Origin of the sequence: Pseudomonas sp. GOM7, assembly GCF_026723825.1 — a bacterium.
In the GTDB taxonomy this organism is placed as follows: Bacteria; Pseudomonadota; Gammaproteobacteria; order Pseudomonadales; family Pseudomonadaceae; genus Aquipseudomonas.
The window spans coordinates 2288844-2309730 of record NZ_CP113519.1 but is presented as its reverse complement, the minus strand read 5'-3'; the positions used below and the strand labels follow the sequence as shown (position 1 = coordinate 2309730).

General features: G+C 65.0%; 22 protein-coding genes and 1 pseudogene. 12 read left to right on the top strand and 11 right to left on the bottom strand.

The genetic code is table 11. From position 1 onward, the window contains the following. The first annotated feature begins 13 nt into the window (after positions 1–13). Both xdhC and guaD read left to right on the top strand, forming a co-directional pair. Positions 14–844 carry a xanthine dehydrogenase accessory protein XdhC gene (gene xdhC / locus OU800_RS10565; protein ID WP_268183589.1) on the top strand — a complete coding sequence of 277 codons (831 nt, stop codon included), beginning with the start codon at positions 14–16 and terminating at the stop codon, positions 842–844. A gap of 119 nt (positions 845–963) precedes the next feature. Beyond that, on the top strand, positions 964–2268 hold the full coding sequence (gene guaD / locus OU800_RS10560; RefSeq protein ID WP_268183588.1) for a guanine deaminase: 1305 nt from the start codon (positions 964–966) through the stop codon (positions 2266–2268). Here guaD and OU800_RS10555 read toward each other — a convergent pair. The 5 genes from OU800_RS10555 to aroC all read right to left on the bottom strand — a co-directional run bounded on the left by OU800_RS10555 (position 2265) and on the right by aroC (position 5950). Beyond that, positions 2265–2819 carry a histidine phosphatase family protein gene (locus OU800_RS10555; RefSeq protein WP_268183586.1) on the bottom strand — a complete coding sequence of 185 codons (555 nt, stop codon included), beginning with the start codon at positions 2817–2819 and terminating at the stop codon, positions 2265–2267. The genes guaD and OU800_RS10555 overlap by 4 nt on opposite strands. Further along, entirely contained in the window at positions 2816–3007 is a 192-nt protein-coding gene (locus OU800_RS10550; protein WP_268183583.1) for a PLDc N-terminal domain-containing protein, read from the bottom strand. The genes OU800_RS10555 and OU800_RS10550 overlap by 4 nt, the downstream gene beginning before the upstream one ends. Before the next feature lie 63 nt (positions 3008–3070). Next, on the bottom strand, positions 3071–3610 hold the full coding sequence (locus OU800_RS10545; protein WP_268183580.1) for an acireductone dioxygenase: 540 nt from the start codon (positions 3608–3610) through the stop codon (positions 3071–3073). 16 nt (positions 3611–3626) lie between these two features. Next, positions 3627–4778, bottom strand: a complete 1152-nt coding sequence (locus OU800_RS10540) for an MFS transporter (RefSeq protein WP_268183578.1) — start codon at positions 4776–4778, stop codon at positions 3627–3629. A gap of 80 nt (positions 4779–4858) precedes the next feature. After that, entirely contained in the window at positions 4859–5950 is a 1092-nt protein-coding gene (gene aroC / locus OU800_RS10535; protein WP_268183576.1) for a chorismate synthase, read from the bottom strand. Between the two features lie 124 nt (positions 5951–6074). On the opposite strand from aroC, the gene OU800_RS10530 reads away from it, so the two are divergent. Together OU800_RS10530 and OU800_RS10525 are read left to right on the top strand one after the other, a co-directional pair. After that, on the top strand, positions 6075–7067 hold the full coding sequence (locus tag OU800_RS10530) for an alpha/beta hydrolase (RefSeq protein ID WP_268183574.1): 993 nt from the start codon (positions 6075–6077) through the stop codon (positions 7065–7067). 34 nt (positions 7068–7101) lie between these two features. Beyond that, positions 7102–7899: a hypothetical protein gene (locus OU800_RS10525; protein WP_268183572.1), complete on the top strand. Its 798-nt coding sequence runs from the start codon at positions 7102–7104 to the stop codon at positions 7897–7899. Between the two features lie 184 nt (positions 7900–8083). Here OU800_RS10525 and prmB read toward each other — a convergent pair whose 3' ends face one another. Beyond that, positions 8084–9004, bottom strand: coding sequence for a 50S ribosomal protein L3 N(5)-glutamine methyltransferase (gene prmB, locus OU800_RS10520; RefSeq protein ID WP_268183570.1), 921 nt, complete (start codon positions 9002–9004; stop codon positions 8084–8086). Positions 9005–9064: 60 nt separating this feature from the next. Beyond that, positions 9065–9190, bottom strand: coding sequence for a hypothetical protein (locus tag OU800_RS10515; RefSeq protein ID WP_268183568.1), 126 nt, complete (start codon positions 9188–9190; stop codon positions 9065–9067). 153 nt (positions 9191–9343) lie between these two features. Here OU800_RS10515 and OU800_RS10510 point away from each other — a divergent pair, with 153 nt between their 5' ends. The 5 genes from OU800_RS10510 to OU800_RS10490 all read left to right on the top strand — a co-directional run bounded on the left by OU800_RS10510 (position 9344) and on the right by OU800_RS10490 (position 13072). Continuing rightward, positions 9344–9940, top strand: a complete 597-nt coding sequence (locus OU800_RS10510) for a cysteine hydrolase family protein (RefSeq protein ID WP_268183566.1) — start codon at positions 9344–9346, stop codon at positions 9938–9940. A gap of 269 nt (positions 9941–10209) precedes the next feature. Further along, entirely contained in the window at positions 10210–10530 is a 321-nt protein-coding gene (locus OU800_RS10505) for a hypothetical protein (RefSeq protein ID WP_268183564.1), read from the top strand. Between the two features lie 946 nt (positions 10531–11476). Next, positions 11477–12037 (top strand): Smr/MutS family protein, encoded by a 561-nt coding sequence (locus tag OU800_RS10500; RefSeq protein ID WP_268183562.1) that lies wholly within the window; start codon positions 11477–11479, stop codon positions 12035–12037. A gap of 64 nt (positions 12038–12101) precedes the next feature. Next, complete coding sequence (folE, locus tag OU800_RS10495; protein ID WP_268183559.1) at positions 12102–12647, top strand: GTP cyclohydrolase I FolE; 546 nt, start codon at positions 12102–12104, stop codon at positions 12645–12647. A 56-nt stretch (positions 12648–12703) separates the two neighbouring features. Continuing rightward, a complete protein-coding gene (locus OU800_RS10490; protein ID WP_268183558.1) occupies positions 12704–13072 on the top strand; it encodes a glutathione S-transferase N-terminal domain-containing protein in 369 nt (122 codons plus the stop codon). Between the two features lie 9 nt (positions 13073–13081). On the opposite strand, the gene OU800_RS10485 is transcribed toward OU800_RS10490, so the two are convergent. From OU800_RS10485 to OU800_RS10475, 4 genes and pseudogenes are all read right to left on the bottom strand, one after another. Beyond that, entirely contained in the window at positions 13082–13678 is a 597-nt protein-coding gene (locus tag OU800_RS10485) for a tRNA-uridine aminocarboxypropyltransferase (protein ID WP_268183555.1), read from the bottom strand. Positions 13679–13764: 86 nt separating this feature from the next. Continuing rightward, on the bottom strand, positions 13765–14787 hold the full coding sequence (locus OU800_RS10480) for a methyl-accepting chemotaxis protein (protein WP_442964775.1): 1023 nt from the start codon (positions 14785–14787) through the stop codon (positions 13765–13767). A gap of 264 nt (positions 14788–15051) precedes the next feature. Beyond that, positions 15052–15255 (bottom strand): annotated as a pseudogene (locus OU800_RS24340) (PAS domain-containing protein); the annotation flags it as partial. 207 nt (positions 15256–15462) lie between these two features. After that, a complete protein-coding gene (locus tag OU800_RS10475) occupies positions 15463–16362 on the bottom strand; it encodes a LysR family transcriptional regulator (RefSeq protein ID WP_268183551.1) in 900 nt (299 codons plus the stop codon). Positions 16363–16601: 239 nt separating this feature from the next. Between OU800_RS10475 and speB the strand changes: the two genes are divergently transcribed. From speB to OU800_RS10460, 3 genes are all read left to right on the top strand, one after another. After that, positions 16602–17561, top strand: coding sequence for an agmatinase (speB, locus tag OU800_RS10470; protein ID WP_268183549.1), 960 nt, complete (start codon positions 16602–16604; stop codon positions 17559–17561). A gap of 93 nt (positions 17562–17654) precedes the next feature. Further along, positions 17655–19037: a sodium:solute symporter gene (locus OU800_RS10465; RefSeq protein WP_268183547.1), complete on the top strand. Its 1383-nt coding sequence runs from the start codon at positions 17655–17657 to the stop codon at positions 19035–19037. 103 nt (positions 19038–19140) lie between these two features. Continuing rightward, a complete protein-coding gene (locus OU800_RS10460; protein ID WP_268183546.1) occupies positions 19141–20742 on the top strand; it encodes a 5-guanidino-2-oxopentanoate decarboxylase in 1602 nt (533 codons plus the stop codon). Positions 20743–20887 lie beyond the last annotated feature (145 nt).

The following is a 20887-nucleotide window of genomic DNA, read 5'->3' as shown; positions in this document are numbered from 1 at the left end:
AGGCTTGCCGCTCATGAGCTGGATCAGCGCCCTCGCCGAGCTGCAGGACAAGGGCGAGCCCTGCGTGCTGGTGACCATAATCGAAGAGCACGGCTCGACGCCGCGCAATGCCGGCTCGAAGATGATCGTCACCGCCGAGCGCATCTTTGAAACCATCGGCGGCGGCCATCTGGAATACAAGGCCATGGCCATGGCTCGCGAGATGCTCGCCAGCCGCACCCAGGACACCCGCCTGGAGCGCTTCGCCCTCGGCGCCAGCCTCGGCCAGTGCTGTGGCGGCGCCACCGTGCTGCTGTTCGAGCCCATGGGCCAGCCGCAGGCGCAGATCGCCGTGTTCGGCGCCGGCCATGTCGGCCGTGCGCTGGTGCCGCTGCTGGCCAGCCTGCCGTGTAAAGTGCGCTGGATCGACGCGCGCGAGCAGGAATTTCCCGAGCAGATTCCACCCGGCGTACAGAAGATCGTCGACGACGAAGTGGTCGATGAAGTGGCGAGCATGCCCCCTGGCAGCTACTTCATCGTCATGACCCATGATCACCAACTCGATCTGGAGCTGACAGCGGCGATCCTCAAACGCGGCGACTTCGCCTACTTCGGCCTGATCGGCTCGAAGACCAAGCGCGTCAAGTTCGAGCACCGCCTGCGTCAACGCGGCCTGGACGAGGCCACGCTGGCGCGCATGCGTTGCCCCATGGGCCTGCCCGAAGTGAAGGGCAAGCTGCCCATGGAGATCGCCGTGTCCATCGCCGGCGAAGTGATCGCCAGCTACAACGCCACCTTCGGCCAGGATGTGAAGAAGGGCGAATCCAGCGTCGCCAGGTTGCTGCCGGCCTCACGCCGCTCCTGATCGACTCGCAACCCGTAGGGTGCGCCGTGCGCACCATCACCCAATTCTTCGGTGCGCGCAGCGCACCATCACCCAATTCTTCGGTGCGCGCAGCGCACCCTACGCATGAGATTTGAACCATGAGTGACACCCGCAAAGCCTACCGCGCAGCCATCCTGCACAGCCTCGCCGACCCGGCGCAGGTCGGCGTCGAGCGCTCCTACCAGTACTTCGAGGACGGCATCCTGCTGATCGAGGATGGCCAGGTCGCCCAGGTTGGCGCGGCGGCCGAACTGTTGCCGAAGCTGACCGGCGTGGAAATCCAGCACTACCAGGACGCGCTGATCACCCCCGGCTTCATCGACACCCATATCCATTACCCGCAGACCGGCATGATCGCCTCCTACGGCGAACAACTGCTGGACTGGCTCAACACCTACACCTTCCCCACCGAGCGCCAGTTCGCCGACAAGGCCCATGCCAGCGAAGTGGCGGCGATCTTCCTCCAGGAGCTGCTGCGCAACGGCACCACCACTGCCCTGGTGTTCGGCACCGTGCACCCGCAGTCGGTGGACGCCTTCTTCGAGCAGGCCGAAAAGCTCGACCTGCGCATGATCGCCGGCAAGGTGCTGATGGATCGCAACGCCCCGGACTACCTGTGCGACACGGCAGAAAGCGGCTATGCCGAGAGCAAGGCGCTGATCGAACGCTGGCACGGCAAGGGCCGCCTGCACTACGCCGTCACCCCGCGCTTCGCCCCCACCAGCACGCCCGAGCAACTGGAGCTGGCCGGCAAGCTGCTGAGCGAGTACCCGGATCTGTACATGCACACCCATCTGTCGGAGAACCGCCAGGAGATCGAGTGGGTGAAAGCGCTGTTCCCCGAGCGCCAGGGCTACCTGGACGTCTACCACCACCACCGCCTGACCGGCCCGCGCGCGGTGTTCGCCCATGGCGTGCACCTGTGCGACGAGGAGTGCCAGCGCCTGGCCGAGACCGGCTCGGCGGTGGCCTTCTGCCCCACCTCCAACCTGTTCCTGGGCAGCGGTCTGTTCGACCTGAACAAGCTGGAACGCCATGGCGTGCGCGTCGGCCTGGGCACCGACGTGGGCGCCGGCACCAGCTTCAGCCAGTTGCAGTCACTCAACGAGGCCTACAAGGTGATGCAACTACAGGGCAAGAAACTCGATCCGTTCAAATCGCTGTACCTGGCCACCCTGGGCGGTGCCCATGCGCTGTATCTGGACGAGCGACTGGGCAACTTCCTGCCGGGCAAGGATGCCGACTTCATCGTCCTCGACTACCACGCCACGCCGCTGCTGCGTTACCGCATGCAGCAGGCCAGGAGCCTGGAGGAACGCCTGTTCGCGCTGACCATGCTCGGCGATGACCGCGCGGTACGGGAAACCTTCGCTGCGGGGGTATCCGTGCACCAACGCGACTAAGGCGCCGGAATGCGTGCCAGCGGCTGGGCGCGCGGACTTAGCGGCAAGGGGAGAATCAGCCCTTCGCCGGAGGCGGGAAAGATCCCCGTCAGGGCGGTGATGTTGACCTGATGGGACACCAGCACCAGAGGCGCACCGACCGGCAATTGATTGATCGTGCGGATCAGCTCGGCGGTCTGCTCAGCACCGTCGCTACGCTGCTGAAAGAAGGAATCCAGTGCCGCCAGCGGCTGCACCGGGCCAAGCTGCAGGCCGCTGGCGGTATCCCGCGCGCGGCACCAGCGACTACTGAGGATGCGCGGCCGTTCGATGCCCTGACGCGCCAGCAGTTCGCCCCAGCGCCGTGCTTCGGCGCGCCCCTGGGCATCGAGGTTGCGTTGGGTGGCACACTGATCCAGGCGAAAGTTCGCCGGGTCCCCGGTGCCCGGCGCCGTGGCATGACGCATGAGCAACAGCGCGCGGCCTTCGCGCAGGGCCTGCCAGGCGTCGTCCGCCCCTGCTGCGGCGCTGCCGAGCGGTAACAGCAACGCCAGCAGCCACAGGCACCTCATAGCCGCACGTTACCTCGCGGCCCGGCCAGTGCCCAGATGATCAGGCCCAGCACCGGCAGGAGGAGGATCAGCAGCACCCAGAGAATCTTGATGCCGGTTTCGGCGCTGCTTTTCAGCACGTTGATGATGGCCCAGATATCCAGGGCGAAGATGGCCAGGCCGATCAGGCTGCTGAGGGTAGAGCCCATGAGAACACTCCTGTGTGAAGGCTTGCCCTCTTAGGATAGCCGGCGCCCGACCCGGGTTCCCCCTCAATCCCCCAGCCGCGGGAAACGGCTGGCGATTTCCTCGCCCGTCAGCGCGGGCGCCTCGTCGCTGGCGCTCAGGCGCAGCACCAGGGCATGCGGCTCCTCACCCAGGTCGAACCAGTGGCGGGTGCCGGCCGGCAAGGTCAGCAGATCGCCACGCTCGCCCTGCAGCACGTACACATGGCCATCCAGGTGCAAGCTGAGCTGGGCGAAGCCGGCGAGGAACAACCAGGCGCTGGTCGCGCCCTGCACCTGCTCGTCCAGATGACGGGCGCGCAGCTCCAGCTTCTGCGGGTGGTTGCGCTGCAGGTTGAACAACTCCTGCCACACATAGCCCTGCTCACCCATCAAGGCCTGCAGCCACAGGCCATAGGCCGCGTCGAACTCGGCCTGCTCGCAGCCGGGGCGCAGCGCGGCCGGCAGCTCCAGTTGGCGATAGTCGATGCCCACCGCCGCCAGGGTGCTGGCGATGTCATCGGCGTGGTTCAGTACCTTGTTCGGCAGTTGCGGGGAAGTATGCAGGTGGACGGCGAGGCTGCTCATGAAGGGGTCACTCGGTTCAGGGCCGCTCGGGCGGCAGACGGGTGGCGATGATGATGGCTGCGAGCAAGGCTACCAGACTGGCGATGGCGAAGGTCCAGGCCGGGCCCAGGCCCTTCCAGCTATAACCAGCGTACAGCGCGCCGAGGGCGCCGCCGATCCCGGCCAGGCTGACATAGAGCGCCTGAGCCTGGCCCTGCTGGCGGTCGGCGAAACTGCGCTGCACGAAGTGAATGCAGGCAGCATGGAAGGCGCCGAAAGTGGCAGCGTGCATGCACTGCGCCAACAACAGCAGCGGCAGGTACTGGGCCAGGTTGCCCAGCAACAGCCAGCGCACGGCGGTGATGAGGAAACTGGCCAGCAATACGCTGCGCAGCGAATAGCGCTGCAGCAGGCGCGCCATCAGCAGGAACAGGACGATCTCCGCCACCACCCCCAGCGCCCAGAACAGGCCGATGGCACCCCGGCTGTAGCCGACGCCCTCCAGGTGCAGGGTCAGGAAAGTGTAGTACGGGCCGTTGCTCAACTGCATCAAGCCGACGCAGAGGTAGAACGCGGCAATCCCCGGACGCCGCAACTGACGCAGGAAGCCGCCCTGCTCAGGCGTATTCGGCCGCTGCAAGGGCTGCGCATTGGGCACCCAGAAACTGCTGATGACGATACCGGCCATGATCACCAGCAGCGCCGCCGGGTAGGCATCCAGGCTGAGCCACTCGAACAACAGGCCGAGGCCGACCACGGCGACGATGAAGCCGATGCTGCCCCACAGGCGGATCTGGCTGTAGCGCGCGGCCTGCTCGCGCAGGTGGGCCAGGGTGATCACCTCGAACTGCGGCAGCACCGCGTGCCAGAAGAAGGCGTGAGTGGCCATGATCAGCGCCAGCCAGGCGTAGCTCTGATCGAAGAAGATACCGGCGAAGCAGACCAGGGTGCACAGCGCGCCAAAACGCACGATCAACAGGCGCTGGCCGCTACGGTCGCCCAGCCAGCCCCACAGATTCGGCGCCAGGCAGCGCATCAGCATGGGAATGGCGATCAGCTCGCCGATGCGCGCCGGGGAAAAACCCAGGTGGTCGAAGTACAGCGCCAGGAACGGCGCCGTCCCCCCGAGCAGGGCGAAGTAGAAGAAATAAAAGCCGGACAGGCGCCAATACGGCAGAGAAGCAGTCATAAGCGACAAGCTTCAAGCGGCAAGCAGAAGCATCGGCACCGCCGTTGGTAACTTGCAGCTTGTGGCTTGCAGCTTGCTGCTCATAGCTGGCCCAGTACTGGCGTGGTCACGCGCACGTCGGCGTTCTGCGCGCGGTGCCGCAGCAAATGATCCATCAGCACGATGGCCATCATCGCCTCGGCGATCGGCGTGGCACGAATGCCCACGCAGGGGTCGTGACGGCCCTTGGTGATCACATCCACCGGGTTGCCATCAACGTCGATGGAGCGTCCTGGGGTGGTGATGCTGGAGGTCGGCTTGAGCGCCAGGTGGGCGACGATCGGCTGGCCGCTGGAGATGCCGCCGAGAATGCCGCCGGCGTTGTTGGAGAGGAAACCCTCCGGGGTCAGCTCGTCGCGGTGCTCGGTGCCGCGCTGGGCGACGCTGGCGAAACCGGCACCGATCTCCACGCCCTTGACCGCGTTGATGCTCATGAGCGCGTGAGCCAGCTCGGCGTCCAGGCGGTCGAAGATCGGCTCGCCGAGGCCCGGCATCACCCCTTCGGCCACCACGGTGATCTTCGCGCCGACCGAATCCTGGTCGCGACGCAGTTGATCCATGTAGGCCTCCAGCTCCGGCACCTTGGCCGGATCAGGGCTGAAGAAGGCGTTGTCCTCGACGCTGTCCCAGGTCTTGAACGGGATCTCGATGGGGCCGAGCTGGCTCATGTAGCCACGCACGACGATGCCCTGGGTGGCCAGGTACTTCTTGGCGATGGCGCCGGCCGCCACGCGCATGGCGGTTTCCCGCGCCGAGCTGCGGCCGCCACCACGGTAGTCGCGGATACCGTACTTGTGGTGGTAGGTATAGTCGGCGTGGGCCGGGCGGAACAGGTCCTTGATCGCCGAATAGTCCTTGGACTTCTGGTCGGTGTTGCGGATCAGCAAGCCGATGGCGCAGCCGGTGGTCTTGCCCTCGAACACCCCGGAGAGGATTTCCACCTCGTCGGCTTCCTGGCGCTGCGTGGTATGGCGGCTGGTGCCCGGCTTGCGCCGGTCGAGGTCGCGCTGCATGTCCTCCAGCGTCAGCTCCAGGCCCGGCGGGCAACCGTCGACGATGGCGACCAGGGCCGGGCCATGGCTTTCGCCAGCGGTGGTGACGGTGAACAGCTTGCCGTAGGTATTGCCGGACATGGGAAGACGCTCCGCGAAATTCAGCATCGGCCTGCCACTGCGCAGGCCCGATTCACAAGGTGGGCGAGTATACCTGCCACCTTCTTGCAGTTCATCCCGAACCTTGGCCGTTCGGATACGTCCAATGCCAGTCTGCCACTACAGCCACCTCATCATGCTACGAGCCCTGCTCTTGACCCTCACCCTGATCACCGGCCTGGCCCAGGCCAGCACCACCCGGCAATTGCCCATCAGCCTCGACACCGACCAGGGCACCCTGTACGGCAGCCTGCTGTTGCCACAGAGCGACAAGCCGGTGCCGGTGGCGCTGCTGATCGCTGGCTCCGGCCCCACCGACCGCAACGGCAACAACCCCGAAGGCGGCCATAACGACGCACTGGAGAAGCTGGCCCAGGTGTTGGCGCGCAATGGCATCGCCAGCCTGCGCTACGACAAGCGCGGTGTAGCCGCCAGCCGTGCCGCCACCCCGGACGAGCGCGACCTCAGCGTCGAGCGCTACGTGGCCGATGCCCAGGGCTGGGCCAGGCAGCTCAAGAGCGACCCGCGCTTCGACCGGCTCATCCTCATCGGCCACAGTGAAGGCGCGCTGATCGCCAGCCTGGCGGCGCAGGATGGCCAGGCCGATGCCCTGGTGTCCATCGCCGGCCCTGCCCTGCCCATCGGCCAGGTGCTGGACATGCAACTGGCCATGCGTCTGCCACCGCCCTTGCTGGACGAGAGCCGGCACATCCTCGCCAATCTGATTCGCGGCAAACTGCAGCCGCAGGTGCCCAAAGAGCTGCAAGCGATCTATCGCCCCAGCGTGCAGCCCTATCTGATCAGCCTGCTGCGCCAGGATCCGGCGGCGAACTTCGCCGCCCTGCACATCCCCGCGCTGATCGTGCAGGGCACCCACGACGCCCAGGTCAGCCCAGAAAACGCCGAACTGCTCAAGCAGGCCAAACCCGATGCCGAGCTGGCACTGATCCCCGGCATGAACCACGTCATGCGCATCACCCCGGCGCCCTGGAAGGAACAACTGGCATCCTACGACGATCCGCAGCTACCCTTGGCCCGTGCGCTGGGTGAACGCATCGTCACCTTCATTCGCTCCAGCGCGGAGGAAAACGGCCGATAACCCGCTGAACGCATTGATCACACGCAGGACGCCCATGAGCGAAAACCCAGCCCCAGAGGCCGAACCCACGCCTGCTGAAGAAGCCGCCAGCGAAGCGCCCAGCACTCATCCCTGGGCCAATCTGCCGGCCGAGCACTTCAAGCTGCTGCGCCTGGCGCCCCTGCCGGTGGATCGCGAAACCGGCGCCCGCCCTCTGCGCTTCGTCCAGCTTGGCCGGGTCGAGCGCCATTCACGCAGCATCAGCCTGCTGCGTCTGACCCTGCAGGTGCCGGGGCAACGCCTGCACGGCGAACAGAATCTGCTGGAAGTCTGGGCCGACCACCAGCTCAAGGAAGTGCGCTTCGGCCCGGACAAGGGCCTTAACGTCGAGCCGGCCAACCGAGGCCTGGGACGCTTCATGCTGGCTCAGGGCATCACCTGGGCGCGCAAGCGTTTCGCCCACTACAGCGTCGAAGGCGGCGCCCTGCCAACCAAGGACAACTTCAACGCAGCCGCCATCGCCCGCCGCGATCACGCACTGAAGGCGCAGGGTTTCACCATCGAGTACAGCGATGCGCTGCAGCTCAAGCCTTTCTACAGCGCGCAGCGGGTCAGCTCGCTGCACGGCGACTGGCACACCGAGAAGGTGCAGATCGTCGAACCATTGGACGCGGCGGCCATGCTCCAGCAGGCCGACCAGAACCTGCAGGAGCAGGACAAAGCGCTGCGCAAGCTGCAGGCACACGTGGATCGTCTCAAACGTGAAGACAGCAGCCTGCGCTTCACCATCACCTGCCTGGTGGCCTTCAGCCTGTTTCAGGCCGGGCTGCTGATCTGGATTGCCACGCGTTAGAGATTCGTGGTGCGCACAGCGCACCCTACGTCATCCGCAACGCCCGTAGGGTGCGCCACGCGCACCAAGTACCGTAGGGTGGATCGCGCTTTATCGATCCACCGTTTTGGTGGATGTGAAAAGCGACATCCACCCTACGCTCTGTGTTCGCTCTACCGTAGGGTGCGCCGTGCGCACCGGGGAATCAGCCTGCGAGGCGCGAACGGAACAGCGCCTGATGCTCGCGGCACTGCTTGGCCGCCAGCAGGAACACGCCATGGCCACCGCGCTGGAAGTCCAGCCAGGTGAAGTCCACCTCCGGGTACAGCGCTTCGACATGCACCTGGCTGTTGCCCACCTCGACGATCAGTACACCACGTTCGGTCAGATGATCGGCCGCCTCGGCCAGCATGCGCCGTACCAGATCCAGGCCATCATCGCCGCAGGCCAGGCCCATGGCCGGCTCGTGCTGGTATTCGGCGGGCATGTCGGCGAAATCCTCGGCGTCGACATAAGGCGGGTTGGAGACGATCAGGTCGAAACGCTGCCCCGGCAGCCCGGCGAAACCGTCGCCCTGCACGCAATAGACGCGCTCTTGCAGGCCATGATGCTCGATGTTCTGGTTGGCCACCTCCAGCGCGTCGAACGACAGGTCGGCCAGCACCACTTCCGCCTCGGGGAACTCGTAGGCGCAAGCGATGCCGATGCAACCGGAACCCGTGCACAGGTCGAGCACCCGCGCCGGCTCGGTGGGCAGCCAGGGGGCGAAATGCCGGTCGATCAGTTCGGCAATGGGCGAACGCGGCACCAGCACGCGCTCGTCGACGATGAATGGCAAGCCGCAGAACCAGGCCTCGCCCAGCAGGTAAGCGGTGGGCACACGTTCCTCGATACGACGTTTGAGCAAGGCCTGCAGATGGGCATGCTCGTCATCCTCGAGCCGGCAGTCGAGGTAGGCATCGTTGATTTCCCAGGGTAGATGCAGGGCACCGAGCACCAGTTGACGCGCCTCGTCCCAGGCATTGTCGGTGCCATGGCCGAAGAACAACTGATTGGCCTGGAAGCGGCTGACAGCCCAGCGGATATAGTCGCGCAGGGTGCGTAAACGGGTGTTGGGAGCGGTCATGGGCAGCCTCCGGGTGAAAAAATCACGCAGTCTAGCCCAACCGGATCACACTGTGCCCGCTTACTCGCGCTCGGAAGACGAACGTCGCTCCTGCGACGGGCGCCGCAACTCACGCAGCACCGCGATGGACACCGCCAGCGAGAACAGCAGCCAGAGATAGGGGGATAGATGAGAGATGAAGGACATGAGCAACTCCTTTTGCCTGTGACCACCTGCTTTCCTGGCAGGTTCCGAACCACCCTTGCTCTTTACCTCAGCAAGTAATGCCGCGCAAGAGGTTCACATCCCGCGCTGGCAAGCGGACAATGGCACATCATCACCATCGACCAGGAGCCCGAGATGTCCCGTCCGCAAACCATGTTCCAGCTCACCGGCCGTGGCCATGCAGCGGCCAGCCTGAGCAATGCGACCCTGGTGATCATCGATGCTCAAGAAGAATATCGCAGCGGCGTGCTCGCCCTGCCGGGCCTGGATGCCGCCCTGGAGGAGATCGCCACGCTGCTGGCCGCCGCGCGCAGTGCCGGCACGCCCATCGTCCACGTCAAGCACCTGGGCATTCCCGGCGGCCTGCTCGACCCCAGCGGCCCACGCGGCCGCCATCTGCCGGAAGCCGAGCCGCTACCCGGCGAGATCGTGGTGGAAAAACGCCTACCCAACGCCTTTGCCGGTACCGAGCTGCATGACCGCCTGCAGAGCCTCGGCCATCTGAACCTCATCGTCTGCGGTTTCATGACCCATTCGAGCATCAGCACCACGGTGCGCGCTGCCAAGGACTATGGTTATCGCTGTACCCTGGTCGATGCCGCCTGCGCCACCCGTGATCTGCCGGCACCGGACGGCAGCGTGATCGCCGCTGACGAAGTGCACCGGATCGAGATGATCGCCCTGGGTGACAACTTCGCCACCCTGGTGCCAAACGCCAAGTCGCTGGTCTGAGCTGCAGGCCCACCAGGGCACCTCTAAAAACGTAGGCGAGGCAGTCAGCGCAATACCGATGGCGGCCCCGCAAAAAACAGGCGAAGAAAGCACTGGGCCCGCATTCGGGTTTACGTGTTGTAAATGAGCATTTGACCGCCGGGCTGGCGTTCCAGCCTGTTTTTAACGCCGCGATGGCAACGCAGGTAGTTTTTAGAGGTGCCCACCAGTGCGGAACCCCGGTAAGGCCTGTGGGGTCTTACCGCCGACAGTCTGCGAGGAAGGCCGCAATGAAACTGTCCGACGATTTCGATGCAAGCCGGCTGCGCCCGCGCCATGCCAAGCCTTGGCGCTTGCGTATCGGCGCAGCCCTGGGCGCGCTGTTCGCCGCGCTCGGCACGCTCCTGGCGATGGCCGGCGTCGCCTCCCTGGCCGGGCGCGCTCCGCGCCTTGGCTCGCTCAACGACACCGTTGGCGAAGCACTGGTGGTTCTGGGGCTTGGTCTGCTGTTGTTCTGGGCCGGGATCGCCTTCTGGCGCCGTTGCCGGCGCCGCCTACGCCGGCCGGGTGGGCTGGACATGTCTCCTCACTTGCTGAAGAAGCGTGACTGAAAGGCAAGACATTGCCTGAATTGTTTTGGGCTCATTCGTGGAATGCCTGGGTACCGGACTGGCAAGTTTGTGTGCCGGCTTGTGTTGGTGTTTTGGACGCCGCTGCGGTGTGTGCAGAAACTCCCTGTTTCGCCCCCTCGGGCGACTCACTTTTCTTTGAACTGCGCAAAGAAAAGTAAGCAAAAGAAACGCACCCCCGCCATCCGGCCCCGGCTGCGCCGGGGTTCGTTCGCTCCATCGCTGCTCCGAGGGTCGGCTTACAAGGGCCATCCCTGGCCCTTTAAGCCTCTCGCGGCATCCATGCCGCTCGCCCCTCTACGCAACGATTCCACTCACCCTCCTGAAGGGGGCAATTCGCGCGCCTGAACGTACAGGCATGCCATGGGCTACTCGGCGTGTTCTAGTGGCTGTGAAATCGCCACTGAGTCGTCGAGTTAAACCAAAACTTTCATTCGCGTAGTTTCAGTTTGCCGGCCTTCAGCCGGCATCTCGGTCAGCCCTAAGGCTGACCCATGTTCAAGCACTCCACGCTAATTCTGGGTTACCTCGGGTTCAGGCGCGTGCAGAGCCCGCCCAGGAGGGTGAGCGGAATCGTCGTGGAAGAGGTTGAGCGACATGGATGTCGCGAGAGCCGCGATGGGCCATGGATGGCCCACCGCGGCGGGCCTCTGGAGCGGCGATGGAGCGAACGAACCCTGGCGAAGCCAGGGCCGGATGACCGGGCGGAGGGTTTTGGTTACTTTTGCCCTACAAAAGTGACTCGCCCGGGAGGGCGAAACCAAAAATATCAGCAAAAACGCGGCAATCCGGAACAAACACCCAAGCAACCAACAACCAACCAAGACACAAACTTGCCAGTCCAGTATCAAGCCCACCCCAACCCCCTCAGACTGGCCGCCAGGAGCGGCAGGCCATAAAATGGCCGCCTGATTCGCGGAGCCCTTCCATGCAAGACGACGATCTTTCCCTCTTCCAGGCCGAACTGCGTGGCGTCAAGCCCATCAAGTACGACCGCGCCGACACCGGCAAGCCCAGGGCCGACCGCAAGCAACTGGGCGCCTTGCGCCAGGCGGCGACCATCAGCCAGGGCGAGATCAAGGTGGACGGCCTGTCCGATCAGTTCGTCATCGACGTCGGCGCCGAGGACGCCCTGTACTGGGCCACCAACGGCATGCAGGAAGGCCAGATGCGTAAACTCAAGCTCGGCCAGATTCCCTTCGACGGCAGCCTCGACCTGCACGGCATGAGCGTGGAGAAAGCGCGAGACACCCTCTGGGAGTTCATCGCCGAGGCCACCAAGCTGGAAGTGCGCTGCGTACGCGTGACCCACGGCAAGGCCGCGCGCATGGACGGGCGCAAACCGCTGATCAAGAGCCACGTCAACACCTGGCTGCGCCAGCATCCACAGGTGCTCGGTTTCACCTCCTGCCAGGCCAAACACGGCGGCACTGGCGCGGTGTACGTGATCCTCAAGCGCACCATGATGGATGGCCGCGACGAATACTGATCGCCCTTGCCAGGCACGCAGCGGCACCCTACCCTGCGCCCTTCGTTACTCAACAGGAAGCGCCATGTCCCTGGAAAACCACTACACCGCCATCCTCGGCCAGCTCGGCGAGGACGTCTCCCGCGAGGGTCTGCTGGACACGCCAAAGCGTGCCGCCAAAGCCATGCAGTACCTCTGCCGCGGCTACCAGCAGACGCTGGAGGAAGTCACCAACGGCGCCCTGTTCAGTTCTGACAACAGCGAGATGGTGCTGGTCAAGAACATCGAGCTGTATTCCCTGTGCGAGCATCACATGCTGCCGTTCATCGGCAAGGCTCATGTCGCCTACCTGCCCAACGGCAAGGTGCTCGGCCTGTCCAAGGTGGCCCGTATCGTCGACATGTACGCCCGCCGCCTGCAGATCCAGGAAAATCTCAGCCGGCAGATCGCCGAGGCGATCGAGCAGGTCACCGGCGCCCTGGGTGTGGCGGTGGTCATCGAAGCCCAGCACATGTGCATGATGATGCGCGGCGTGGAGAAGCAGAACTCCTCCATGGTCACCTCGGTGATGCTCGGCGAGTTCCGCAGCAACCCGGCGACCCGCGGCGAATTCCTCAATCTGGTTCGCTGAGCCCTTCCCCGGCCGCTCGCCCTGCGCGCGGCCGTTCGCATTTCAGGAGTCCGAACATGTTGCTCAAGGCCCTTCGCAATGGCCTGGGTCAGTTGGTGATCTTCGCCGACTGGATCAGCCGCCCGCGCAAGCTCAAACGCAGTGCCGAGGCCCAGGCCGAGGTGCAACGCGCCACGGCCGACCTGGCGCTGTATCAATTCCGCGCCTGCCCCTTCTGCGTCAAGGTACGGCGCACCCTGCACCGCCTCGACCTGCCGGTGGAGCTGCGCGATGCCAAGCACGACGCCCAGCATCGCCAGGCGCTGGAACAGCAAGGCGGTCGCATCAAGGTGCCTTGCCTGCGCATCGAGGAAAACGGCCAGAGCACCTGGCTGTACGAGTCCAAGGCGATCATCGCCTATCTGGAGCAGCGCTTCGCCGCCTGAGCGCCAGGCTCAGTCCCTGACGTGATTACGTCTGTAGGTCTGCTCGCCCATGGCCGCGATCTGCCCTTCGATCAGGGCATCGAAGGGCCGTAGCAGCGCCTGGAAGCAGCTCGGCGCTTCGAGCGTCTCCAGCGCGCTGACGATGGCTTCGATGGTCGACAACGCGTCCGCCTGCGGTGCCTTGCGCAAGCGGTAGCGCGATGTCGGCGCATTGCTCAGGCTGACACGCGGCAAGGCCGCCAGCAGCGGATTGAGATGCAAGAGCTTGCGCGCCTTGCGCCAGGTGCCGTCCGGCACCACCAACAGCAACGGCAATTGCCCTGCTTGGCGTGGCGCCAGCGGCGCGGCGTGCTCGCCTGGAAACAACAGACAGGCCTGATACCCCGGCCGCGCCAGCCACTGCGGCAGTTCGTCGAATACCTCGCCCACCCTGAACTCGGCATTGCGCAGGCCCAGCGCCGCCAGGCGCGCCGTATTGAGGGCGTGCGCAGCCTCGCTCGGGTGCTGCAGGATCAGCAACCGGGTCTGGCTATCGAGATCGGGAATCAGCGGGCACAGGCAACGGCTGAGCGGGCGCTGGCAGCGGCAACAGGTCGGACGAGGCATGCCGCGCAGTGTGCCACGAACGCCGGCCGCAGGCGTAGCCCGGATGCAATCCGGGAGCCTTGCCCGAATTGCATCCGCCAGTGCCGTCAGCGGTTGAAACGCTCCGCCAGACTGTGCAGATAGTCGGCCATCTCTTCCAGCTCACGGCTGATGGCCGCGCCCTGATGGGCCTGCGACGCGCTGTTTTCCGAGAGCTGGGCGATGCGGGTGATCTGCCGGCTGATGTCCTCGGCCACGTGGCTCTGCTCCTCGGAAGCGGATGCCATCTGCTGGCTCATGCCGGAAATGCGGCTCACCGCTTCGCTGATGCCCTCCAGCGCATTCTTCACCGACTCCACGCTGTCCACGCTGCCCCGGGAGATCTCCTCGCCACGCGAAGCGGTGGCCACGGCGCGATCGGCCCCCGCGCGCAGAGCGGAAATGATCTGGTGGATCTGCTCGGTGGATTCACGGGTACGCGAGGCCAGGGAACGCACCTCATCGGCCACCACGGCGAAGCCCCGGCCCTGCTCACCGGCACGGGCCGCCTCGATGGCCGCATTGAGCGCCAGCAGGTTGGTCTGTTCGGCAATCGAAGTGATCACATCCGCCACGCTGCCGATGGACTGGGTGGAATTGGCCAGCTCGTTGACCGCCTGACCGATATCGGTGACCGCCTGGGCCATCTGCCGCATGGAGTCCAGGCTACCGTTGGCCAGGTCGCGCCCCTCCTGGGCCAAACGATCCGCCTCGCTGGCGGCATTCGAGGTGTTCTGCACGTTTTGCGACACTTCCTGAATGGTGGCGGCCATTTCATTGATGGCGGTGGCCGATTGATCCGTCTCGGCACGCTGCTGATCGAGCAGGCCGGCCCCGGCACTGGCCAGTTCGGAAGCCTGCGTCGCCCGCCGTTTGACGTTCTCGCCGGCATCTTCCAGACGGGTCAGCGCGGTCTGCAGACGCGCCTCCTCACTGATCATGGCCAGATCGAGCAGTGCCTGAGCGCCCCGGTTATCGGTGTAGGTCAGGGCCACCAGTTCACTGGTGAAGGCCTTGGGGTGCTCGTCGAGGGTACGCATGATCAGCGCCCGGGTACGGTGCAACTGGTAGGCGCCCAGAGCGACCATCATGGCGAAGGTGAAGCCGACCAGCAGCCAATCCGTCATGACGGTTTCGGCTGCCAGGATGACCGCCGCTGCCAGGATCAAAGGCCAGGAGCGCACCAGGCTGTAGGTCCAGCGCTCGAAGGCCGGCACGGCAGGTTTGCCTTCACGCAGGCGGGCGTAGAGTGCTTCCGCTCTGCGCTTCTGCGCCTCGGTGGGCAGCGAGCGCACCGACTCGTAACCGACCATGCGTCCCCCCTCGTAGACCGGCGTGACATAGGCGCTGACCCAATAGAAATCGCCATTCTTCGCCCGGTTCTTGACGATACCCATCCAGGGCTTGCCCTGTTTGATGGTGTCCCACATATGGCCGAACACCGAGGGCGGCATGTCCGGATGGCGTACGAGGTTGTGCGGTTGACCGATCAGTTCTTCGCGGGTGAAACCGCTGATTGCGACGAATGCGTCATTGCAGTAGGTGATCCGGCTATCCATGTCGGTGGTGGAGATGAGGCGTTCATCGGCAGCAAAGGTGCGTTCACGCTGGGTCACAGGCAAATTCTGGCGCATGGGCGATCTCGGTGGGGTCAGAATTACAACTTTTTAAGTAGTAGCACAGCGCCAGAGGATCGCTAATCGTCGATTAGTCGTAACCCCTGATGAACAGTGGCTTCCAGGCTTTCGACCGATAGCCAGAGGACTTTAACGATCGCCCGGATTGAGCTGCGCCTTGAGCAGATCGCGAAAGGTCTGGATCAGCGGTTCACGCGCGCGGCCGCGCCGCAGGATCAACGAGAACGGTGCCTGATAGCCGAAGGTCGCAGGCGACAGCACACGCAGCCGTCCCAGATCCACCCAGTGCTGGGCGTAGTGTTCCGGCAGGTAGCCGATGTAGGCGCCGGACAGCACCAGAATCAGTTGCGCCTCCATCGACTCCACCGTCGCCGCACTGTGCTTGAAGCCATGGCGAGCCAGCTCAGCCTGGCTCCAGTAGCCGCGGCCGACCATGCGCTGCTGGGTGATCAGCTCTGCCGGGATGCGCCGCTGGGCGAACAGCGCGTGCCGCTCGCTGCAGTACAGCCAGTGCTGCTCGCGGTACAGCGGCTGGTAGAGCAGGCCGTTCATACGCGTGGAGAAGGCACCGATGGCCAGATCCAGGCGGTTGTCCAGCACCGCCAGTTGCAACTCGTAAGGGCTCATCACCGACAGGTGCAGGTGCACGCCGGGATGCTCCTGGCTGTAGGCGCCGATCACCTCGGCCAAGGGCAGGGCCGGATCGCTGACGGTGGAGTCCAGCACACCGAGGTTGAGGGTGCCGCGCAACTCGCCCTTGAGCGCCGCCGAGTAGCGCTCGAAACCTTCCAGCTCGCCGAGCAGGCGCAAGGTTTCTTGATGGAACAGCTCACCCTTGCTGGTCAGGCTGAAGCCACCACGGCCGCGATGACAGAGCACGATGCCGAGCTGGCTTTCCAGTTGGCTCATGTAGGTGCTGATAGCCGAGGTGGACAGGTTCAGCTCCTGCTGTGCGGCAGCGAAGCCCTGATGGCGCACCACGGCGACGAAGATCTTCAGCAGTTTCAGATCAGGCAATTGGCTGGTCATGGGGCTCTTGTCGGCTAGTGCAGAAATCGATGGTGCGCACGGCGCACCCTACGGCGAGCCGTCGAGGTCACGTAGGGCGCGCCGTGCGCACCAAGGTGATCAGCCCACTGTAAAGCAGAGCCGCTTAGTTTAGAAATCTCTGAACTAAGTTTTTGCCATCAGCGATTCTTCCCGCTGCACCGCTGACGAAGAATCCGGCCCAACGATTCCTACAACCACAACAACCGTGAGGCCTTCCCATGGAAAAGGTTTTTCATCAGCCCCTGGGTGGCAACGAAATGCCCCGTTTCGGCGGCATCGCCACCATGATGCGCCTGCCCCATATCCAGAGCCCCGAGGAAAAACGCCAGCTCGATGCCGCCTTCGTCGGCGTGCCACTGGATATCGGCACCTCGCTGCGCTCCGGCACCCGCTTCGGCCCGCGCGAGATCCGCGCCCAGTCGGTGATGATCCGCCCCTACAACATGGCCACCGGTGCCGCCCCCTTCGACTCGCTGAACGTGGCCGATATCGGTGACGTGGCGATCAATACCTTCAACCTGCTCGACGCCGTGCGCATCATCGAAGAGGCTTACGACGAGATCGTCGAACTCGGCATCAAGCCGCTGACCCTGGGCGGCGACCACACCATCACCCTGCCGATCCTGCGCGCCCTGCACAAGAAGTACGGCAAGATCGGCCTGGTGCACGTCGATGCCCACGCCGATGTGAACGACCACATGTTCGGCGAGAAGATCGCCCACGGCACCACCTTCCGCCGCGCCCAGGAAGAAGGCCTGCTCGACAGCCAGCGCGTGGTGCAGATCGGCCTACGCGCCCAGGGTTATACCGCCGAGGACTTCAACTGGAGCCGCAAACAGGGTTTCCGTGTGGTGCAGGCCGAAGAATGTTGGCACCAGTCGCTGGCGCCGCTGATGGCCGAGGTGCGCGAGAAGGTCGGCGGCGGCCCGGTGTACCTGTCCTTCGACATCGATGGCATCGACCCGGCCTGGGCGCCCGGCACCGGCACCCCGGAAATCGGCGGCCTGACCACCATCCAGGCCATGGAGATCATCCGCGGCTGCCAGGGCCTGGATCTGATTGGCGGCGATCTGGTGGAGGTTTCACCGCCCTACGACACCACCGGCAACACCTCGTTGCTCGGCGCCAACCTGCTCTACGAAATGCTCTGCGTGCTGCCTGGGGTTCAGCGCCGCTAAGACGACACACCCCAGCCCACCCGGCGCCCCGCCTGAGCGCCGGGTAAATCCTTGCTGCTCAGGCCACAACAACTACAAGAACTGGAGAGCCACATGGCCCTTGATCTATTCGTCGTTCTACTCTACGTCGCCGCCATGCTCGCGCTTGGCTGGTACGGCATGCGCCGTGCCAAGACCCGTGAAGATTATCTGGTCGCCGGGCGCAACCTCGGCCCTGGCTTCTACCTCGGCACCATGGCCGCCACCGTGCTCGGCGGCGCCTCCACCATCGGTACCGTGCGCCTGGGTTACGTGCACGGTATTTCCGGCTTCTGGCTGTGTGCCGCGCTGGGCCTGGGTATCGTCGGCATTAGCCTGCTGTTAGCCAAACCGCTGCTGAAACTGAAGATCTACACCGTCACCCAGGTGCTGGAGCGCCGCTACACCCCGACCGCGCGCCACGCCAGCGCCGTGATCATGCTGGTTTACGCACTGACGCTCGCGGCCACCTCGACCATCGCCATTGGTACCGTCATGCAGGTGCTGTTCGGCATGCCGTTCTGGGTCGCCATCCTGCTCGGCGGCGGTATCACGGTGACCTACTCCACCATCGGTGGCATGTGGTCGCTGACGCTTACCGATATCGTTCAGTTCCTGATCATGACCATCGGCCTGGTGTTCATTCTCATGCCGATATCGATCAGCGATGCCGGCGGCTGGGATGCACTGGTCGCCACCCTGCCGGCCAGCTACTTCTCCTTCACCAGCATCGGCTGGGACACCATCGTCACCTACTTCCTGATCTACTTCCTCGGCATCTTCATCGGCCAGGACATCTGGCAGCGCGTATTCACCGCGCGCAGCGAGGGCGTGGCCCGCGTCGCCGGCACCGCAGCCGGTCTGTATTGCGTGCTGTACGGCCTGGCCGCCGCGCTGATCGGTATGGCCGCCAAGGTGCTGCTGCCGGATCTGGACAACGCCAACAACGCCTTTGCCAGCATCGTTCAGCACAGCCTGCCGGACGGCATCCGTGGTCTGGTCATCGCCGCCGCCCTGGCTGCGCTGATGTCCACCGCCAGCGCCGGCCTGCTGGCCGCCTCGACCACCGCCGCGCAGGATCTGTGGCCGCTGCTCGGTGGCAAGGACGAGGATGGCGACGCGCACAAGAACCGCGTGTTTACCCTCCTGCTCGGTGTCATCGTGCTGGCCATCGCGCTGGTCGTCAGTGACGTGATCAGTGCCCTGACCCTGGCCTACAACCTGCTGGTCGGCGGCATGCTGGTGCCCCTGCTGGGCGCGATCTACTTCAAGCGCGCGACCACCTTCGCCGCCATCCTCAGCATGCTGTGCGGCAGCCTCACCGCGTCGCTGTTCATGTTCCTCGACGGTCTGGATGCCAATACGCCGATCTACTACAGCCTGACCGTAGCGACCCTGACCTTCATCGTCGCCAGCCTGGTATCGCGTCGTAGCGCTACGGTCAGCCATGCGCTCTGATACGGCTCCGGCAATACCCGCCCCCCGGGGCGGGACTTGGCGAAGGTGCTGCGCCCCGCACACCTTCGCCCTTTAAATTCCCCGGTTTGGAAGGAAGCAGCCCATGACCACCTGCGGTGAATTTCTCGTCAAGCAACTCGAGGCCTGGGGTGTCGACACCGTATTCGGCATTCCCGGCGTGCACACCATCGAGCTGTACCGCGGCCTGCCGGCTAGCGGCATCCGCCATATCACCCCGCGCCACGAACAGGGCGCCGGCTTCATGGCCGACGGCTATGCCCGCGTGTCCGGCAAGCCCGGCGTGTGTTTCATCATCACCGGGCCGGGGATGACAAATATTCTCACCGCCATGGGCCAGGCCTATGCCGACTCGATCCCGATGCTGGTGATCTCCAGCGTCAACGAACGAGCCCGTCTCGGCCTGGGCAAGGGCTATCTGCACGAGCTGCCCAACCAGCGTGCCATGGTGGCCGGCGTGAGTGCCTTCAGCCATACCCTGATGAGTGTCGAGGAGCTGCCTGGCGTACTGGCCCGCGCCTTCGCCGTGTTCGAGGGCGAACGACCACGCCCGGTGCATATCGAGCTGCCGCTGGACATCATCACCGCCGACGCTCGCCATATGGCCCTGGCGCCACGGCCGAGGCTGCACCGCCCGGCACCGAACCGCACGCTGATTCGCGAGGCGGCCGGGCTGCTCAAACTGGCCGAGCGCCCCTTGCTGCTGCTCGGTGGCGGCTGTGTTGCCGCCGAGGCCGAAGCGCGCGCCCTGGCCGCCGCGCTGGACGCCCCCACCACCCTGACCATCAATGCCAAGGGCCTGCTGCCAGCCGGCCATCCGCTGCTGCTGGGCAGCAACCAGTCGCTGCGCCCGGTGCGCGACCTGGCACTGGAAGCCGATGTGGTGCTGGCCATCGGCACCGAGCTGGGTGAAACCGACTACGACGTGGTGTTCGACGGCGACTTCCGCCTGCCTGGCCGACTGATCCGCATCGACATCGATGCCCAGCAACTGCAACGCAACTTCACCCCACACCTGGCGATCCAGGGCGATGCGCGCGTGGCCATGCGCATGCTGCTGGCCGAGTTCGACCCGCGCGAGGCCAGCGCAGACAGCCCCGGTGCACAGCGCACTGCCGCCGTACAGGCGCGCCTGGTCGAGGATTTCGCCGGCTGGGCGCATTACCGCCAGTTGTTCGGCTGCATGCTCGAGGCCCTGCCCGACGCCCGCTTCGTCGGCGACTCGACGCAGACGGTGTATAGCGGCAATCACCTGGTGGAACTGGACGGCGCGCGGCGCTGGTTCAATGCTTCCACCGGCTACGGCACCCTCGGTTACGGCCTGCCGGCGGCCATCGGCGCCAGGCTGGCCGAGCCGACGCGGCCGGTGATCAGCCTGATGGGCGATGGCGGCATCCAGTTCACCCTGCCCGAGCTGGCCAGCGCGGTGGAGGCGCGGGTCGGCATCATCGTGCTGCTGTGGAACAACGCCGGCTATGGCGAGATCAAGCGCTACATGCAGCGCCGCGACATCGAGCCCATCGGCGTCGACATCTACACCCCGGATCTGCTGGCCATCGCCCGAGGATTCGGCTGCGCCGCCGAGCGTGCACGCGACCATGCACATCTGGCCGAGCTGCTACGCAGCGCGCCCGAAGACCGCCCCCTGATCATCGAAGTGCAGGAGGCCGCGCCCTTTCATCCCTGACTGGATCGATCGCGGCTAAAGCCCCTCCCACAGGGAGTCTCCGTTTTGTGGGAGGGGCTTTAGCTGCGAAATCCCTGCCCCGGATTGCATCCGAGCCACGACCATAACCACAAGATTTAGCTGCATCCCTGACTGCCGTTCTACC

Bases quoted from the DNA above. Each gene is read 5' to 3' on its own strand.
- xdhC (WP_268183589.1), top strand. From the start codon at position 14: ATGAGCTGGATCAGCGCCCTCGCCGAGCTGCAGGACAAGGGCGAGCCC.
- guaD (WP_268183588.1), top strand. From the start codon at position 964: ATGAGTGACACCCGCAAAGCCTACCGCGCAGCCATCCTGCACAGCCTC.
- OU800_RS10555 (WP_268183586.1), bottom strand. From the start codon at position 2,819: ATGAGGTGCCTGTGGCTGCTGGCGTTGCTGTTACCGCTCGGCAGCGCC.
- OU800_RS10550 (WP_268183583.1), bottom strand. From the start codon at position 3,007: ATGGGCTCTACCCTCAGCAGCCTGATCGGCCTGGCCATCTTCGCCCTG.
- OU800_RS10545 (WP_268183580.1), bottom strand. From the start codon at position 3,610: ATGAGCAGCCTCGCCGTCCACCTGCATACTTCCCCGCAACTGCCGAAC.
- OU800_RS10540 (WP_268183578.1), bottom strand. From the start codon at position 4,778: ATGACTGCTTCTCTGCCGTATTGGCGCCTGTCCGGCTTTTATTTCTTC.
- aroC (WP_268183576.1), bottom strand. From the start codon at position 5,950: ATGTCCGGCAATACCTACGGCAAGCTGTTCACCGTCACCACCGCTGGC.
- OU800_RS10530 (WP_268183574.1), top strand. From the start codon at position 6,075: ATGCCAGTCTGCCACTACAGCCACCTCATCATGCTACGAGCCCTGCTC.
- OU800_RS10525 (WP_268183572.1), top strand. From the start codon at position 7,102: ATGAGCGAAAACCCAGCCCCAGAGGCCGAACCCACGCCTGCTGAAGAA.
- prmB (WP_268183570.1), bottom strand. From the start codon at position 9,004: ATGACCGCTCCCAACACCCGTTTACGCACCCTGCGCGACTATATCCGC.
- OU800_RS10515 (WP_268183568.1), bottom strand. From the start codon at position 9,190: ATGTCCTTCATCTCTCATCTATCCCCCTATCTCTGGCTGCTGTTCTCG.
- OU800_RS10510 (WP_268183566.1), top strand. From the start codon at position 9,344: ATGTCCCGTCCGCAAACCATGTTCCAGCTCACCGGCCGTGGCCATGCA.
- OU800_RS10505 (WP_268183564.1), top strand. From the start codon at position 10,210: ATGAAACTGTCCGACGATTTCGATGCAAGCCGGCTGCGCCCGCGCCAT.
- OU800_RS10500 (WP_268183562.1), top strand. From the start codon at position 11,477: ATGCAAGACGACGATCTTTCCCTCTTCCAGGCCGAACTGCGTGGCGTC.
- folE (WP_268183559.1), top strand. From the start codon at position 12,102: ATGTCCCTGGAAAACCACTACACCGCCATCCTCGGCCAGCTCGGCGAG.
- OU800_RS10490 (WP_268183558.1), top strand. From the start codon at position 12,704: ATGTTGCTCAAGGCCCTTCGCAATGGCCTGGGTCAGTTGGTGATCTTC.
- OU800_RS10485 (WP_268183555.1), bottom strand. From the start codon at position 13,678: ATGCCTCGTCCGACCTGTTGCCGCTGCCAGCGCCCGCTCAGCCGTTGC.
- OU800_RS10480 (WP_442964775.1), bottom strand. From the start codon at position 14,787: ATGATGGTCGCTCTGGGCGCCTACCAGTTGCACCGTACCCGGGCGCTG.
- OU800_RS10475 (WP_268183551.1), bottom strand. From the start codon at position 16,362: ATGACCAGCCAATTGCCTGATCTGAAACTGCTGAAGATCTTCGTCGCC.
- speB (WP_268183549.1), top strand. From the start codon at position 16,602: ATGGAAAAGGTTTTTCATCAGCCCCTGGGTGGCAACGAAATGCCCCGT.
- OU800_RS10465 (WP_268183547.1), top strand. From the start codon at position 17,655: ATGGCCCTTGATCTATTCGTCGTTCTACTCTACGTCGCCGCCATGCTC.
- OU800_RS10460 (WP_268183546.1), top strand. From the start codon at position 19,141: ATGACCACCTGCGGTGAATTTCTCGTCAAGCAACTCGAGGCCTGGGGT.